We start from the raw sequence: 15360 nt of genomic DNA, 5'->3' as shown, positions 1-15360 counted from the left end.
TATTTCATCGTTTGCTGACATGGCAACTCACAGATTATAGTGCATCAGATGGACAATGAAGAGGATAAAATTTATATTTTTTCTGAAAAATCGTGATATACACCTCTATACCAGTGTTCGGCGTATATTAGCTGATTTTTATCGATTATTTTCTAGCGTCTATGCCTTGCTTTCTAATGTGATTGCGTTACAATATATTTGTAAGGGATTACAACTATCATTGTATGCGTTAACATTTTGGGAGAGGTGATTTAGATGGATATGACAAAGGTGCCTGCAAGATCCGGTAACCATAATGTCGGGGATCTGGAAACACTGAAAGAAACGTTTGACTGGGGAGAAATAAACAAGGCGTTTAGCTGGAATGAAACGGGAAAGGTCAACGCTGCCTATGAGGCGATTGATCGTCATGCAGAAAATCCAAACAAGAAAAATCAGACGGCGTTAATCTATTCTGCGCCGGACAGAGAAGAAAGTCTAACCTTTGAGCAGTTGAGTAAATTAAGTAATAAAACAGCAAATATATGGAAGAAATACGGTATTGAAAAAGGGGATCGCGTTTTCTTATTTATGCCACGTGCACCTGAATTTTATGCTTGTTTCTTCGGTATTCTCAAAGTGGGTGCGATTGCCGGTCCGTTATTCGAGGCATTTATGGAGCAGGCTGTTCGTGATCGCTTGGAGGATAGTGAGGCTGCCATGCTGATTACGACACCGGAATTGTTACACCGCGTGCCAGTGGATGAATTACCGGATTTAAAAAAGGTTGTTTTGGTTGGGGCAGATGAAGTAACCGAGGACGGGTATATTGACTTTGATAAAGAAATGGAAACAGCATCTGATTCGTTCGCTATCGAATGGGTAGATTTAGAAGACGGTATGCTGATTCACTATACTTCGGGCTCGACAGGTAAACCAAAAGGGGTTTATCATGTTCACAATGCCATGGTGCAGCATTATGCAACCGGGCAGTGGGTACTTGATTTTAAAGAAGATGATATCTATTGGTGTACAGCAGATCCAGGTTGGGTAACCGGAACCAGTTATGGTATTTTTGCGCCTTGGTTAAATGGGGTTACCAATGTCGTTAGAGGGGGCAGATTTACGCCAGAATCTTGGTATGAAACGATACAAAATAATAAAGTAACGGTTTGGTATACAGCGCCGACGGCTTTGCGTAAATTTGTCAGTGCTGGCGAGGATGTCGTGAAGCAATACGACCTATCAAGTTTGCGTCATGTCTTGAGTGTTGGGGAGCCGTTAAATCCAGAAGTTATCACTTGGGCCTTACGGGTAATGGATTTGCGTATCCATGATACCTGGTGGATGACGGAAACCGGTGCTCAGCTGATTGTTAACTTGCCGTGTATGGAAATTCGTCCGGGATCGATGGGGAAGCCTGTTCCAGGAGTCAAGGCTGCCATTGTCGATAATGAAGGGAATGAACTGCCGCCAAATCAGATGGGGAACTTAGCCATTAAGCAGGGCTGGCCAGCGATGATGCGGGCGGTTTGGAAGAATCCAGGTAAATTCGAGAGTTATTTTATTAATGGTTGGTATGTATCTGGAGATAGTGCGTATATGGATGAGGACGGTTATTTCTGGTTCCAAGGTCGCTTGGATGATGTGATCAACACTTCTGGTGAAAGGGTTGGCCCATTTGAAGTGGAAAGTAAATTGATTGAACATGAAGCCGTTGCGGAAGCGGGTGTCATAGGTAAACCGGATCCAGAACGTGGAGAGATTATCAAGGCGTTTATCACCTTAAATCCAGGCTATGACAAGTCAGATGAGCTGTTAGAGGATATCCGTCAATTTGTTAAAACAGGGTTAAGCGCCCATGCGGCACCTCGTGAGATCGATATTACCGACAGTATTCCAAAGACGCGTAGTGGTAAAATCATGCGTCGTTTGCTGAAGTCATGGGAATTAGGTTTACCAACAGGCGATACCTCTACTTTAGAAGAATAAGAGAAGAACCGTCTCCAATCTGTGGGAGGCGGTTCTTTGCTATCAAGCTTCTAAACTACCTTTTGGCCCGAAAAATTCATAATAAATATGATCCGGCTCTACTTGCCAACTAGTTAGTGCCTGGTTAACCGTCCGCATAAATGGCGTTGGTCCGCAAAAATAAAAGGACGCTTCTTTATGTGGGAGAATCGATTGCAGGAATGCCAGATCAACAAATCCAGTTTTATCGCAGCTGTCTTGCTGTTCTGGTTTTTCATAAATCGTGAATGCCTTGACTTGTGGGTGGTTAGCTGTAATGTGATTCACCGAGTGTTGCAATGCATGAACCCGCTCATTTTGTGCCGCATGGATATAATATACCTCTCGTTCCGGCTGTTCGGTGACGACCGTTTCCAGCATACTGGTTAATGGTGTTAACCCTACTCCGCCACTAATCAATACTAATGGCTGTGCTTCCTGATTTAATATAAAATCCCCGGCAGGTGCACTGACTTCTAGTGTATCCCCTTCTTCTATGGAGTTATGGAGAAAACGAGAGACAACACCATCAGGATTCCCTGCCATTCCGTCTTCTCGCTTCACACTAATACGAAAATACTCGCGATTGGGTTTACATGACAGGCTGTACTGCCGTTGACAAGTGTATGGTACACCTGGTATGTCCACTTTGATCGTAATATATTGTCCTGCTTGATAATCAGGCAATAATCCTTCATCAGCCGGTTGTAAGTAAAAAGAGGTAATCACATCACTTTCTTTTTCTTTTTTCACGACTTGGAAGCTACGGTAGCCCGTCCATCCTCCATTCTGATCTGCTGCTTCATCATATAATCCCTTTTCCACTTGAATAAAGACATCAGCAATCACGTTATAGGCCTTGCCCCATGCCTCGATAATCTCATCAGTCGCCGCTTCTTGCAAGACATGCCGCATGGCCTTTAACAAATACTCTCCAACGATCGGATAGTGCTCCGGCTTAATGTTGAGACTGCGATGTTTATGGGCAATTTGTTGGACCACTGGCAGAATATTTTCTAGTTGATCAATGTTGGCTGCCGCGGCATAGACGGCATTAGCTAATGCTTGTGGCTGTTCACCTTTCCGTTGATTGGATTGATTAAAGATATTTTTCAGCTCAGGATGGGCAATAAATAATTCCTGATAAAAATGGGAGGTAATGGCTTTTCCGTGTTCCGCTAATACGGGAACGGTTGCCTTCACCGTGTTGATCGTTTGTTGATCAAGTGTAGTAGACAATAGAAACACTCCTATTTTAAACATGTATTTTTTATACATGTTTAATTATACAAAAGGAAGACGAGGTTTTTCAAGTGTTTGGTGGAAAATAATTAGCGCTAATCTCTTTTTTTCGATAGAATGAAAGCAGGAAGGAGTTAGGCGATGCGATTAAAAAAATATACCGATTACGCCTTACGTGTGTTGATCTATGCTGGGGCAAGCGATCACAAGGTAAGTATCAAAGAAATCTCGGATACCTTTTATATATCTGCAGAACATATTCGTAAAGTAGTCCACCAATTGAGCGTCAATGAGTATATTGAAACGACCAGAGGACGTAATGGAGGAATTAGGCTGGCACGTGATGCCGATACGATTAATATTGGAGCGGTGGTGCGCTTAATGGAAAATGATTTTTATCTGGTAGAATGCTTTGATAGTGAGCATAATCAATGTGTCATCACACCGGTCTGTAAATTACGCACGGCATTGAGTGAGGCGATCCGTGCCTTCTTTGAGGTATTAAATCAATATACGCTGGCTGATCTGATCGAGAATAAGGACGAGCTGCAAGCATTAATGGGAATAGAAAGGGAGTAGCCATGAGAATAGGCTACCCCCTTTTTTACCGTTTATTAATATGAAACTGATCACCTAGCAACAGCCAATTTTGTGGAAAGGCCAAGCCCAGCTTCCAATAGCTGATGCCGCGTAATTGTTTTTCCCGGATCAGGTCAAATTTGGCTTCGATCGAACGGGCATCTTCAAACCAGACCTCATGTCGGTTACCATCCTCATCGGTATAGAAGAAGTAAGGCGCCTGAGCTTCTTCATCATAGAGAATGGCCTGATTATAGTCCCTTGCCAATTGAACAGCCTGTTGCGGGCTTACCGCCTGGGCGTATTCTCCTCCTGGTTCATAAGGGAGCGTCCAGTCATATCCATATAAATTTTGACCTAACAGGATTTTATTAGCGGGCATTTCCGTTAAGGCGTAGTTCACCACATCCCGTACAGGTCCTATTGGTGACACAGCCATTGGCGGACCACCGCTATACCCCCATTCGTACGTCATTAATACTACAAAATCAACGATCTCCCCATGTGCCTGATAGTCATGCGCCTCATACCAATTACCCTGCTGTTCGGCACTTGTCTTAGGTGCCAAAGCCGTAGATACAAGCAGCCCTTCCTGATGAAGTCGCTCGGTCGCCTTTCTAAGGAATTGGTTATAATCTTCTCGATTTTCTGGTGGTAAGAATTCAAAATCAAAATGAACATCACCAAAGCCGATCTCTTGTGCTGTTTCGATAATTTGGTCCAGCATTTGGTCTTGAACGGCTTCATCGGTTAAAATAATCCTGCCCAGCTCTGCACTAAAACCCCCTTCTTCTAAGTTGGTCACTGCCAACATTAAAGTGACGCCGTTTTCTTCTGCAATGGCGGCAAATTGATTGAGTGGCGGTGCGATTAAATTTCCTTCTCGATCGACACGATAGAAGGAAGGTGCCAAATAGGTAAGCTGCTCTGCATGTTTTCGTGCGGCGCTCTCTAATGCATTGGAAACCGTATCACCAAAAGGCTCAATGTAGGCATTGACATCAATCGTTGTTTTGGGCTGTTCGGGGATATATAACGTCATTCCAATCGAAAGCGGTTGGTACATGTTGATTTGATTCACTTGAGCAAGCTCGGTAACGGATATGTTGAAACGCTGCCCAATCGTATATAGGCTATCTCCCGGCTGAACGGTGTAAAAGCGGCCATAAGTTGGGATGACAAGCGTTTGTCCCACAACCAAAGTCAGTGCTGGATCGATTTCATTCGCAGTGGTGATTGCCTCCGTTGAAATCCCAAATTGGTTGGCAATCTGATATAGACTATCTCCTTGTTTCACTAGATAAATTTGCACAGAAATGTTCTCCCTTCTCCTCCTGAATAAAACCCTCTATATCTATGTTTATGTCGGAGCAAGAAGAGATAGAACGACGATTATATCGGACTGGTGTCTACTTTGAATACTTCAGACATCAGTTTTAATGCCTCATGATTATGCCGATCGGTGTTAGAGGCCACACAATTTTCTGGGACATGCAAGGAATATCCACGCATATGAGCGTCATTGGCGGTGAATAATACGCAAATATTTCCGGCAATGCCGGTCATAATCAATTGCTCGATACCCAAATTTTCTAACAAGGAACGTAACGGAGTACGAAAGAAACCAGACATCTGTGGTTTCATAATAAAATAGTCTTCCTTCTCCGGTATGCCCATTTCCACGACCTCGGCATTCTTCGGCGTTGTGCAGGCTTGGGCGATCTGTTTATAGTCGGTTTCCCATGTATCGTAATGATCATTCACATAAATGATCGGATAGTTTTTCTCCTTGGCATGACGTTTTAATTTCTGAATGTTCGGCAGGATCTCTTTCGTATTTTGTAGTAAAAGATCTCCTTCATAAAAGTTAAAGTCATTAATGAGATCAATGACTAATAAGGCCTTTTTCATCCTTCACACCTCCAGTGGTCTTATTGTGCAAGATACCCCATAATCAAGTATTTCATGCATCCAACGCTTGCACTTTGGCTGTTTTTTTTGCAAGATAGAGGGTAAGGAATAGCTACAGAAGGGATGGAAGTCATGACGGATCAAGCATATATGCAAATGGCATTAGCAGAGGCGGAAAAAGCAGCCGTATTAGGAGAGGTACCGATCGGAGCAGTGATTGTGCATGAAGAGGAGGTCATTGCTACGGCGTTTAATCTGCGAGAAAGGCTGCAAACGACGAACTCACATGCGGAATTGCTGGCGATCGATAAAGCCAATCAGGTACTCGGCAGTTGGCGTTTAGAGAATTGCACCTTGTATGTGACCCTTGAGCCTTGTCCGATGTGTGCTGGGGCTATTTTACAAGCACGAATTCCCCGTGTTGTCTATGGGGCGAAAGATCCCAAGGCAGGCTGTGCGGGTTCATTGCTAAATTTATTGGAAGATGAGCGCTTTAACCATCAGGTAGAAGTAGTGGCAGGTGTTGAGGAAGAGGCAGCCAGTAACATGTTATCGGAATTTTTCAAGCAGTTGCGATTGAAAAAGAAGGAGAATAGTTGATGTTTCATAAGAAAATCGAGCAAAAATCCACCCGGTCCTATACCGACCACTAAACGTAGTCACTGAACGGCCTATTCGTTCAAGATCAAATCATTCCAAGTCCTATTATATCAAGGTTTATAAACTTTTCTAGCTTATAAAAAACAGGATAACACAAAAGTGCTATCCTGTCTGGTTAAACGAGTGATAAAAACTCAGGTAATTGTTGTTCATGCTTATCAAGCTTAATCTGCTCCGGCTTGATGCCTTGTTCAAGCAATACTTCAATATTCTGTACAAGGAATTCATCACTGCCGACAACATAGAAAAGTCCATCCTTATCTATAGCAAGATTTTTCACTTTATCATAGTAGTCTTTGCGATTATCGACAAACTGGGATGTGAATTTCTTATCCGCTGTTGTTTCGAAAATTGTTGGAAATAAGAAGTCTCTTGATGAATCGATATTCAAGGAATGAATGTGAGTGACATTGTCCGCACGTTCCAAATAATCCATGATAAGTGGTCGGAACGTTGCCAGGCCGACACCTGATGACAGAAGGTACACATTTTTGTCTTCTCTTCTAAGCGGTACATTGGAATGCGTCTTAAATAAGGCCACTTCATTGCCGACTTCTAGATTTTTGAGAATCGTTTTAAACTCGGAACATTCGTCTTTAATGCGTGTTGTAATACCGATGGCGTTTTCATGCGGTAAAGTAGAAATGGACATATGACGAATCAGGCTGCGATTTGGTTTATCCCCGGCATTAAAACCTTCTAATGCGAAATGGGTATGAGCTCCTTCTTCCCAGGTAAAGCCTTCTGGACAGTCAAGAAAGTACGTTTTCACCTCGGGGGTTTCATCAATAATCTTATTTATTTTGGTCCAATATATCTGCATGGTATCTCCTCCATTATTTTTAATGTTATTATCTACTATACAACAAATGATAATAATTCTCAATTAATCGAGATTATTTTTATTCGGAATATGCAATCTAAGTAAATTTGTGAAAATGTGAACATTTTAAGAATAAACCATGACAACTTTTTTAAATGTGAATTGTTTCACTTTATCAGCGGCTTAAAACGCGTTATAATATAAATAAGATACATTTGTGAATATTTGAACAAATGTAATCAATGGAGGAGGTATAGGAGATGAAAGTAGCAGAAGAAGTTACCAAAAGTGTCCCTTGGAAAGGCTTCCGTGAAGGTAAATGGCAAAAGGAAATTGATGTGCGTGATTTTATTCTACAGAACTTTACGTTATATGAAGGAAAAGAAGATTTCTTAGCAGACGCCACCGTTGCGACGAAGGCATTGTGGGATCAGGTGATGCAGTTAACGAAAGAAGAACGGGAAAATGGCGGCGTATATGACTTGGATACAAAAATCGTTTCAACGATTACATCTCATGGTGCTGGTTATTTAAATAAAAGCAAAGAAAAAGTAGTAGGTGTACAAACAGATAAACCATTTAAGCGATCGTTGCAGCCATTTGGCGGTATTCGAATGGCAGTAGCGGCAGCGGAATCGTATGGTTATCAAGTAGATGATGAAGTAGTGAAAACATTCACAGAACATCGCAAAACACATAATCAAGGTGTGTTTGATGTATATACACCGGAAATCCGGGCAGCAAGGAAGGCAGGTATTGTAACTGGTTTGCCAGATGCATACGGCCGTGGACGTATCATCGGTGATTACCGTCGTGTGGCACTATATGGTGTGGATCGCCTAATCTCTGAAAAGAAACAAGAGCTTGATAGGATTGGTGATGGCACGATGACCGAGGACATCATCCGTGATCGGGAAGAAACAGCAGAACAAATCCGTGCTTTGCAAGAATTAAAACAACTAGGAGCGGCTTACGACTTTGATATTTCACAGCCAGCAACAACGGCACAAGAGGCTTTCCAATGGCTATATTTTGGCTATTTGGCAGCTATCAAAGAACAGAATGGCGCCGCGATGAGTCTTGGGCGTGTATCGACGTTCCTTGATATCTATGTTGAAAGAGATATCGCAAATGGTAACCTTACTGAAAAAGAAGCACAAGAACTAGTCGATCATTTTGTTATGAAACTACGTCTGGTAAAATTCGCCAGAACGCCTGATTATAATGAGCTATTTAGCGGTGATCCAACTTGGGTAACCGAGTCACTCGCAGGTATGGCTGAGGATGGGCGTCCGCTAGTTACAAAGAACTCGTATCGCTTCTTGCATACGTTAGATAACTTAGGCCCAGCGCCAGAACCAAACTTAACCGTGTTATGGTCGACACAATTACCAGATAACTATAAGAAATATTGCGCTAAGATGTCGATTAAAACAAGCTCGATTCAATATGAAAATGATGACTTGATGCGGGAGCATTATGGTGATGATTATGGTATTGCCTGTTGTGTATCCGCCATGCGCATCGGTAAACAAATGCAGTTCTTTGGTGCACGAGCCAATCTTGCTAAGGCATTGCTTTATTCGATTAACGGCGGTGTCGACGAAAAACTGAAAATGCAAGTAGCACCAAATTATGCACCCATTACCTCGGAATATTTAGACTATGACGAAGTAATGGAAAAATACGATACGATGTTAGATTGGCTATCCGGATTGTATGTCAATGCTTTAAACATTATCCATTACATGCATGATAAATACAGCTATGAGCGTTTAGAAATGGCACTGCATGATCGCGATGTCTTACGTACGATGGCATGTGGTATTGCCGGACTGTCTGTTGTAGCTGATTCCTTAAGTGCGATAAAATATGCAAAAGTAAAAACGATCCGTGATGAAGATGGCGTTGTAGTAGATTACGAAATCGAAGGGGATTTCCCGAAATACGGTAATAACGATGATCGTGTTGATGAAATTGCCGTTGATCTGGTGAAAGCCTTTATGAATAAAGTAAAAAAACATCACACGTATCGCAATTCGGTACACACCCAATCGATTCTTACGATCACTTCCAATGTGGTTTATGGTAAGAAAACCGGTAATACACCAGACGGACGTAAGGCTGGTGAGCCATTTGCACCAGGTGCTAACCCATTACATGGTCGTGATCAAAATGGTTCCTTAGCTTCTCTAAGCTCCGTTGCTAAAATGCCATACGATTATGCCCAGGATGGTATTTCTAACACATTCTCGATTGTGCCAAAGGCATTAGGAAAAGATGAAGATACAAGAAAATCCAACCTTGCTGGTATGTTAGATGGTTATGCCATCAAGCATGGTCATCACCTAAACGTCAACGTATTTGACCGAGAGACCTTACTTGATGCGATGGATCACCCAGAAGAATACCCACAGCTAACGATCCGGGTGTCCGGTTATGCGGTCAACTTTATTAAGCTAACCAGAGAACAACAAATCGACGTGATCAATCGTACGTTCCATGAAAGTATGTAAGTAATCCATCAGCGGGAGTACTCCCTTCCGCTGATGAACCATCTTTTTAGATAAAAGTAGTATATGGGGTTATAGACGAGAGGGTCGTATTTTTACGATCGGTTCCAGTTTTTTAACAATAAGGGGAGGGCGAGCAATATGAACGGACGTATTCATTCAATTGAAACATGCGGAACGGTAGATGGACCTGGCTTACGCTATGTGATTTTTACACAGGGGTGTTTATTACGTTGTAAGTTCTGCCATAATCCAGATACTTGGAAAATTGGAGATGGCAAAGAAATGTCGGTAGAGGAATTGGTGCAAGATATCCAGACCTATCTACCCTTTTTCCAAGCGTCAAATGGCGGGGTAACGGTAAGCGGGGGTGAACCGTTACTTCAGGCGGAGTTTCTCGTGGAACTATTTACCGAGTTGAAAAAGCTAGGGGTGCATACGACCATCGATAGTTCGGCCGGCTGCTTCAGTCGCTCGCCTCGCTTTATGAAAAATATTGATAAATTAATGGAAGTCACCGATTTGATTTTATTAGATTTAAAACATATCGATCCCGTCGAGCATAAAGAACTAACCGGGGTTTCCAATGAGCATATTATCGATATGGCGCAATACTTGGATCAAAAGGGTGTCCCTGTTTGGATTCGTCATGTGCTGGTACCAGGCGGCAGCGATAATGATGCCTATTTACAACGATTGTCTGATTTTATCGCTACGCTGAACAATGTAGAGAGAATAGAAGTACTGCCTTACCATAAACTAGGCGTATACAAGTGGGAAAACCTTGGCCTTGATTATCTGTTGGAAGGTGTAGAACCACCAACGGAAGAACGTGTCAAAAACGCGGAAGATATTTTAAATCGGGTGAAAGTGGTGTAAAAAAGAAGCTTATCACAGCTTCTTTTTTACTTGTTATTGTCTTTTCATCAAAATAAATAACCACCCTTAAGCACGACAAACAATCAAGGTGTGGTTATTTGTCATTCTGATTGTGAAGTTGCTTCCTTGAAGAGTTGCTATATTGAAAATTTTGAAAAATAAAAAGTAAACATATTTCAAAATAATTATACATAAGCGAATAATACTGATTGAACAAAGGAAAACATCAGCATCATTCATTTTTTACTTATTCTTTTTTCATATATTTTTATTGAAATATATAAACTTGTTAAGATAATCATTCCAATAATTGCAATGAATAGGCTAACATTTTCTATAGCAAATATGGAAGCAGCATTATTTTGATAATTAATAAAGAATGCTATTATTAAGACTGTAAAGGCTGCCATAGTTGTCATTAAATATCTTTTTACTGATGACTTCATAAATCTTATCCTTTCCGAACTATTAGACTTTTATATTCTATTATATTAATGCTTAGAAGTAAATGCACTGGGGGAGGCATTGATAAACCACCTAATGATTAATCTTATCTTTAAATCCCACAACCATAGTCCTTTTCCTTTAATCGGTTTTTCCTTAGGTTTATCAAAAATTCCACAACCTACTAAATAAGCACCTGGTATAATTATAATAAAACCAAGCCCAATTTCTATATACCCCTGAAAATAAGAGAAAATAGAAGATACAATTAGTAGCAAGCCAATTAACAAAAGATCTATTCTTCCTAATTTAGCCATCCTATCATCTCCTTATAGTGTTCCTGATTTCCTTGTATATGTATAATATTAACGTATGATTTCATCTCTTCCAAAAAATTTTTTAGTTTGTGAGAGGTTACCTCTTGCTTAATGGCGTTCTATGTCCTTACCTTAATGCTTTTTGGGTTTCGCCCTCCTAATCAGGTTGAGGGAAGTGAGGCTGGGGTGAGTGGGCGAGAGCCAAGAGGCTAGCCCCTACTGTGTCACTAAATAAAGCTAAAAGCAAAAATTAACTTGGGATAGTTAATTTTAAGTCACTGCATTAATAATCAAAAAAGGAGAGGTGCTTATTATATATTATAGCCTCTCCTTCTTATTTTTCTTCTAGCCTGTTGATTTTCTGTAATCGTAAACGAAATAGACTCGAAATTTTTCAATGAGAGCACAATGGGTTTTGGCTCCATTACTGACGGTTGGAACAAGGAACATAGTGGCATCGACTTAAAAATACTTTCTGCTATGCGTAGGAGTAGGGAAAAGTAAGTATCCCTTTAGATTATGCTAATAATCAGTTTAAACGATTCCCTTCATTTTTTATGACATACGGCCAAAATGAGATGGCAGATGCATAACTCATGTGGTTCCAGATCCCAACGCCCACCTCATTTCACATCTATTCTAGCTGAAATCATTTCTGTGCATTCAACCGGAGTGCTTTTCCAGTCTCCCTTCTAATTGTTTATGAGTTTGACTGCGCTGTATGGGTCTTATTAACCAAGCAACTAAAATACTAATTGCCCAGGACCCGATGTTAACAAGAAACATTAATACATTTTGTGGCATAAAATAGAGAAAAACGGCGCTTAAGAAAACACAAAAGAATAAAACCAGTAGGATAAACACTAACACATGAAATTGTTTTTTGCCCTCCATAAGATATTGGCGCAACTCTTGATTCGTTGGATGTACAACTTCTTTTCTGTGTTCTAATCCTTTTTCGATTGCTCTATTTGTTAATTGGATACTTACACATCCCAGTGCTATCCCTAACACACCAGTAATAGCTAACATTGTCAAGGGACTGAATGTCATACCAAATGACACATTTTTCATTAAGGCATAAAAAACAATCGAAACAAAGCTTGTAAAAAATATCGTGGATTGGCTTTTTCGTTCTGCAACGGAAAAGAACTCATTCTTGTTAAAATCAAAGTATAAAAATTCATTGACTTTTTTATTTTGATAAATCGCTACATAGGACCTTGACACACACGGACACCCTTTCTAACTGGCTCCTGAAAATGGAAAGGAAAACTTTATTCAATCAGAGCGCTTTCCAGTTTTCCTTCTAATAATTTATGGGCTTGGCTTCGCTTGATTGGTCTTATTGCCCAGACAGTTAAGATACTACCAGCCAATATCGCGATATTAAGAAGAAACATTAAGATATTTTGCGGCATAAAATAGAGAAAGATCACATTTGAAAAGACGAGAAAAAATAAAAAGCATATCATAAGAATGAGTCTTTTCGATTGTTTTCTTCCTTCAAAAAGATACCTACGTAACTCTTGATTGGTTGGATGTATGACTTCTTTGCTTCGCTGCAATTCCTTGTCACTGACACGGTTTATTAATTTTATACTTACAAACCCTAGTATGATTCCTAACATATTAGCAATAGCTAGCATTGTCAATGGATGGATTGTCATACCAAATGACACATTCTTCATGATGGCATAGGTAGGAATGGAACAGAAACTAGCGAACTTAATGATTGATTTGTTTAATTTTTGTGTATATGAAAAAAACGATTGTTTGCTAAAATCGTAGTATACAGAATAATTAGCTTCCTTATTTTGATAAATGATGACATAGGATCTTGACACACGGACACCCTTTCCAACTTGACCTTGCTATTTCTGGTTTTCGTGAAATGGAATGACATCGTATTTGTTTTTCACTCATTCAGGTACACACATTTATCCTTCATCGATTCGACAATCTGCTAATGTTTCAGATTTAAATTGCATGCTATCAGCTTCCGTTATCGGGCGGATGACCTGACACGGGACGCCAGCAGCAAAGGAATTCGCTGGAATGTCACGCGTTACCACGCTTCCAGCACCAATCACACAGCCATCTCCAATCGTAACCCCGCCACAAATCGTTACATTGGCTGCTAACCAGACATTATTCCCAATACTTACTGGCTTAGCGTAACATAAAGCCTTGGTCTCGCCGTTTTGGTCGATCATTTGTTGTCGCTCCGAAGCAATCATAGGGTGAACCGGTGTAACAATGGTAACATTAGGTCCCAAAAGCGTATGATTTCCAATCGTAACTTTGGCATCATCTTGAACCGTTAGATTATAATTAGCGAAGAAATGATCACCAATTTCGGTGTGTGTTCCATAGTGAAAAAAGATAGGACCTTGCATATAACAATGCTTTCCTACCTGTCCAAGCAATTGCTTGAGGATACTTTGACGTTCTTCTCCTTTTTCTTCGGAAGTATCGCTATATTGACGACTTAGCTTATGAGCATGCTGTTTTATCTTTTTTAAATCAGGGTGTGCCGGACTAAATAACATTCCGTTAAAAATACGTTCTTCTTCTTTCATCGTTTATCAGCCTCTCGTTTTCGTTTGGAATCCTTATTTCGATCATTTTCTTATTGTATCAAATGAAGCCAGAAGGGTATAGGAATCTAATATATTTGAAAGTGTTATACCACAAAAATCGTCTTCATTGCCGGGGGGTCATGCACTATAGTATAGTAAGTTAAAATAGTAGTTTATTACTAGTGAGAGAAGATTTTAATGACGAATATGGAATATGAAATTAAAGCGCTTCCGTCTTATCGTGCAATGGGTTTGCTATGTGATGTCTCTTTTACTGAAATAGAAACGATAACAAAAGTGATTGAAAAGTCCATAAGCAGAGCGGAAGAGTTGGAAGAACCATGAAATTACTCGAGGCTCTTTTATGATGGGAAAGTGGTAGTGATCATTGCTCTCAAACATATAAGAGAAGCAAAAAGTAAAATTATTACACTAGCTTTATCTTGGAAGGAATGCTAAAGTGAAGATAATTCTAAATAAAGGGAGTGTTCTATTGCTTACCGTACCAGTTATTCAAGAAGAAAAAGCAGACTACATGAAGCATGATCGACTGACAAAAAAGTTGATACAAGAGTTTTTTGAAGAGTTCATCGAAGGATTTTTCCCCGATCTTCACCCCTACATTGATTTCTCCAACGTCACATTCCTCGAACAGGAAGTCTACTTGGATTATCTCGAAGGCTCCAAAAAGGAGATTGATGTTCTTGCTGAAGTAAAATTACATCATGAAGAAAAAATCTTGCATATTCATACCGAAGCACAATCCACTCATGAAGCGGATTTCCCCGAAAGAATGTTTCTCTACTTCAGTTATCTTTACGCCAAGCACCGCAAACCCATTCAACCCATCGCTGTTTTGAGTTATAATAGGAAACAAGAAGAACCGACACAATTCAAAATCGATACACCTACTCAAGAAGTACTTCAATTTAGTTATCAAAAATTACAATTAAAACACAAAAACTGGAGAGAATATATCGAATCAGACAACCCAGTTGCAGCAGCATTAATCAGTCAGATGGGGTTTGAAGAACATGAGCGCGTCCAAGTTAAATTGGAATTTTTGCGCATGATTACTCGGATGAAAATCAATCCGGCGCAAATGGAATTCTTGTATGGATATTTCGAGACGTATTTAAAGTTGAGCGAAGAGGAGGAGGAACAAATGATGGAGAGAATGGAAAAACTGCCGGAAGAGGAAAAATATATAGTGATGCAGCTGCCGAACTCTTATTTTGAGAGAGGGAAACAAGAAGGGAAACAAGAAGGAAAAAAGGAAATCGTTTTGAAACTAATTGCAAAAGGCATGTCCATCAGTGAAATAGCAGAAATTACAGAATTAAGCGAAGAAGAAATTGAAAAGCTCACAGCCAAGTAAGCGAAATAAATAGGTTGTTTACTTCCGTTAGAATAAAAAGGGA

16 protein-coding genes are annotated in these 15360 nt (G+C 40.3%); 7 read left to right on the top strand and 9 right to left on the bottom strand.

The annotated features are described in order from the left end of the window. The first annotated feature begins 255 nt into the window (after positions 1-255). The gene (gene acsA / locus BN6556_RS19585) at positions 256-1971 is read left to right on the top strand and encodes an acetate--CoA ligase (protein WP_066195221.1); all 1716 of its coding nucleotides are present in this window, start codon (positions 256-258) and stop codon (positions 1969-1971) included. A 42-nt stretch (positions 1972-2013) separates the two neighbouring features. On the opposite strand, the gene hmpA is transcribed toward acsA, so the two are convergent. Then, the gene (gene hmpA / locus BN6556_RS19580) at positions 2014-3228 is read right to left on the bottom strand and encodes an NO-inducible flavohemoprotein (protein WP_235817554.1); all 1215 of its coding nucleotides are present in this window, start codon (positions 3226-3228) and stop codon (positions 2014-2016) included. Positions 3229-3372: 144 nt separating this feature from the next. Between hmpA and BN6556_RS19575 the strand changes: the two genes are divergently transcribed. Next, positions 3373-3810: an RrF2 family transcriptional regulator gene (locus BN6556_RS19575; protein WP_066195214.1), complete on the top strand. Its 438-nt coding sequence runs from the start codon at positions 3373-3375 to the stop codon at positions 3808-3810. 25 nt (positions 3811-3835) lie between these two features. On the opposite strand, the gene BN6556_RS19570 is transcribed toward BN6556_RS19575, so the two are convergent. Together BN6556_RS19570 and BN6556_RS19565 are read right to left on the bottom strand one after the other, a co-directional pair. Next, positions 3836-5122, bottom strand: a complete 1287-nt coding sequence (locus BN6556_RS19570; RefSeq protein WP_066195211.1) for a LysM peptidoglycan-binding domain-containing protein — start codon at positions 5120-5122, stop codon at positions 3836-3838. Positions 5123-5202: 80 nt separating this feature from the next. Further along, positions 5203-5721 carry an isochorismatase family cysteine hydrolase gene (locus BN6556_RS19565; protein WP_066195208.1) on the bottom strand — a complete coding sequence of 173 codons (519 nt, stop codon included), beginning with the start codon at positions 5719-5721 and terminating at the stop codon, positions 5203-5205. 132 nt (positions 5722-5853) lie between these two features. On the opposite strand from BN6556_RS19565, the gene tadA reads away from it, so the two are divergent. After that, positions 5854-6321, top strand: a complete 468-nt coding sequence (gene tadA / locus BN6556_RS19560) for a tRNA adenosine(34) deaminase TadA (protein WP_066195203.1) — start codon at positions 5854-5856, stop codon at positions 6319-6321. A gap of 175 nt (positions 6322-6496) precedes the next feature. Here tadA and BN6556_RS19555 read toward each other — a convergent pair whose 3' ends face one another. Next, on the bottom strand, positions 6497-7204 hold the full coding sequence (locus BN6556_RS19555) for a dihydropteridine reductase (protein ID WP_066195200.1): 708 nt from the start codon (positions 7202-7204) through the stop codon (positions 6497-6499). Positions 7205-7464: 260 nt separating this feature from the next. Here BN6556_RS19555 and pflB point away from each other — a divergent pair, with 260 nt between their 5' ends. Further along, complete coding sequence (gene pflB, locus BN6556_RS19550; RefSeq protein ID WP_066195197.1) at positions 7465-9720, top strand: formate C-acetyltransferase; 2256 nt, start codon at positions 7465-7467, stop codon at positions 9718-9720. A gap of 138 nt (positions 9721-9858) precedes the next feature. Then, the gene (pflA, locus tag BN6556_RS19545; protein ID WP_066195194.1) at positions 9859-10596 is read left to right on the top strand and encodes a pyruvate formate-lyase-activating protein; all 738 of its coding nucleotides are present in this window, start codon (positions 9859-9861) and stop codon (positions 10594-10596) included. A gap of 236 nt (positions 10597-10832) precedes the next feature. Here pflA and BN6556_RS19540 read toward each other — a convergent pair whose 3' ends face one another. The 5 genes from BN6556_RS19540 to BN6556_RS19520 all read right to left on the bottom strand — a co-directional run bounded on the left by BN6556_RS19540 (position 10833) and on the right by BN6556_RS19520 (position 13939). Next, positions 10833-11042 carry a hypothetical protein gene (locus tag BN6556_RS19540; protein ID WP_066195188.1) on the bottom strand — a complete coding sequence of 70 codons (210 nt, stop codon included), beginning with the start codon at positions 11040-11042 and terminating at the stop codon, positions 10833-10835. A gap of 45 nt (positions 11043-11087) precedes the next feature. Further along, the gene (locus BN6556_RS19535) at positions 11088-11357 is read right to left on the bottom strand and encodes a hypothetical protein (protein WP_066195183.1); all 270 of its coding nucleotides are present in this window, start codon (positions 11355-11357) and stop codon (positions 11088-11090) included. Positions 11358-12020: 663 nt separating this feature from the next. Continuing rightward, positions 12021-12587, bottom strand: a complete 567-nt coding sequence (locus BN6556_RS19530) for a hypothetical protein (RefSeq protein WP_066195180.1) — start codon at positions 12585-12587, stop codon at positions 12021-12023. 47 nt (positions 12588-12634) lie between these two features. Beyond that, entirely contained in the window at positions 12635-13204 is a 570-nt protein-coding gene (locus tag BN6556_RS19525; protein ID WP_066195177.1) for a hypothetical protein, read from the bottom strand. Positions 13205-13297: 93 nt separating this feature from the next. Beyond that, positions 13298-13939: a sugar O-acetyltransferase gene (locus BN6556_RS19520; RefSeq protein WP_066195168.1), complete on the bottom strand. Its 642-nt coding sequence runs from the start codon at positions 13937-13939 to the stop codon at positions 13298-13300. Between the two features lie 198 nt (positions 13940-14137). Here BN6556_RS19520 and BN6556_RS22200 point away from each other — a divergent pair, with 198 nt between their 5' ends. Both BN6556_RS22200 and BN6556_RS19515 read left to right on the top strand, forming a co-directional pair. Further along, complete coding sequence (locus BN6556_RS22200) at positions 14138-14284, top strand: hypothetical protein (RefSeq protein WP_161485727.1); 147 nt, start codon at positions 14138-14140, stop codon at positions 14282-14284. 115 nt (positions 14285-14399) lie between these two features. Next, positions 14400-15317, top strand: a complete 918-nt coding sequence (locus tag BN6556_RS19515) for an Rpn family recombination-promoting nuclease/putative transposase (protein WP_130858863.1) — start codon at positions 14400-14402, stop codon at positions 15315-15317. The last annotated feature ends 43 nt before the right edge of the window (positions 15318-15360 follow it).

This window comes from Gracilibacillus timonensis (assembly GCF_900086715.1).
Lineage (GTDB): Bacteria > Bacillota > Bacilli > Bacillales > Amphibacillaceae > Gracilibacillus > Gracilibacillus timonensis.
Note: the sequence above shows the minus strand (reverse complement) of the source record. Positions and strands in the feature narration are given on the sequence as shown.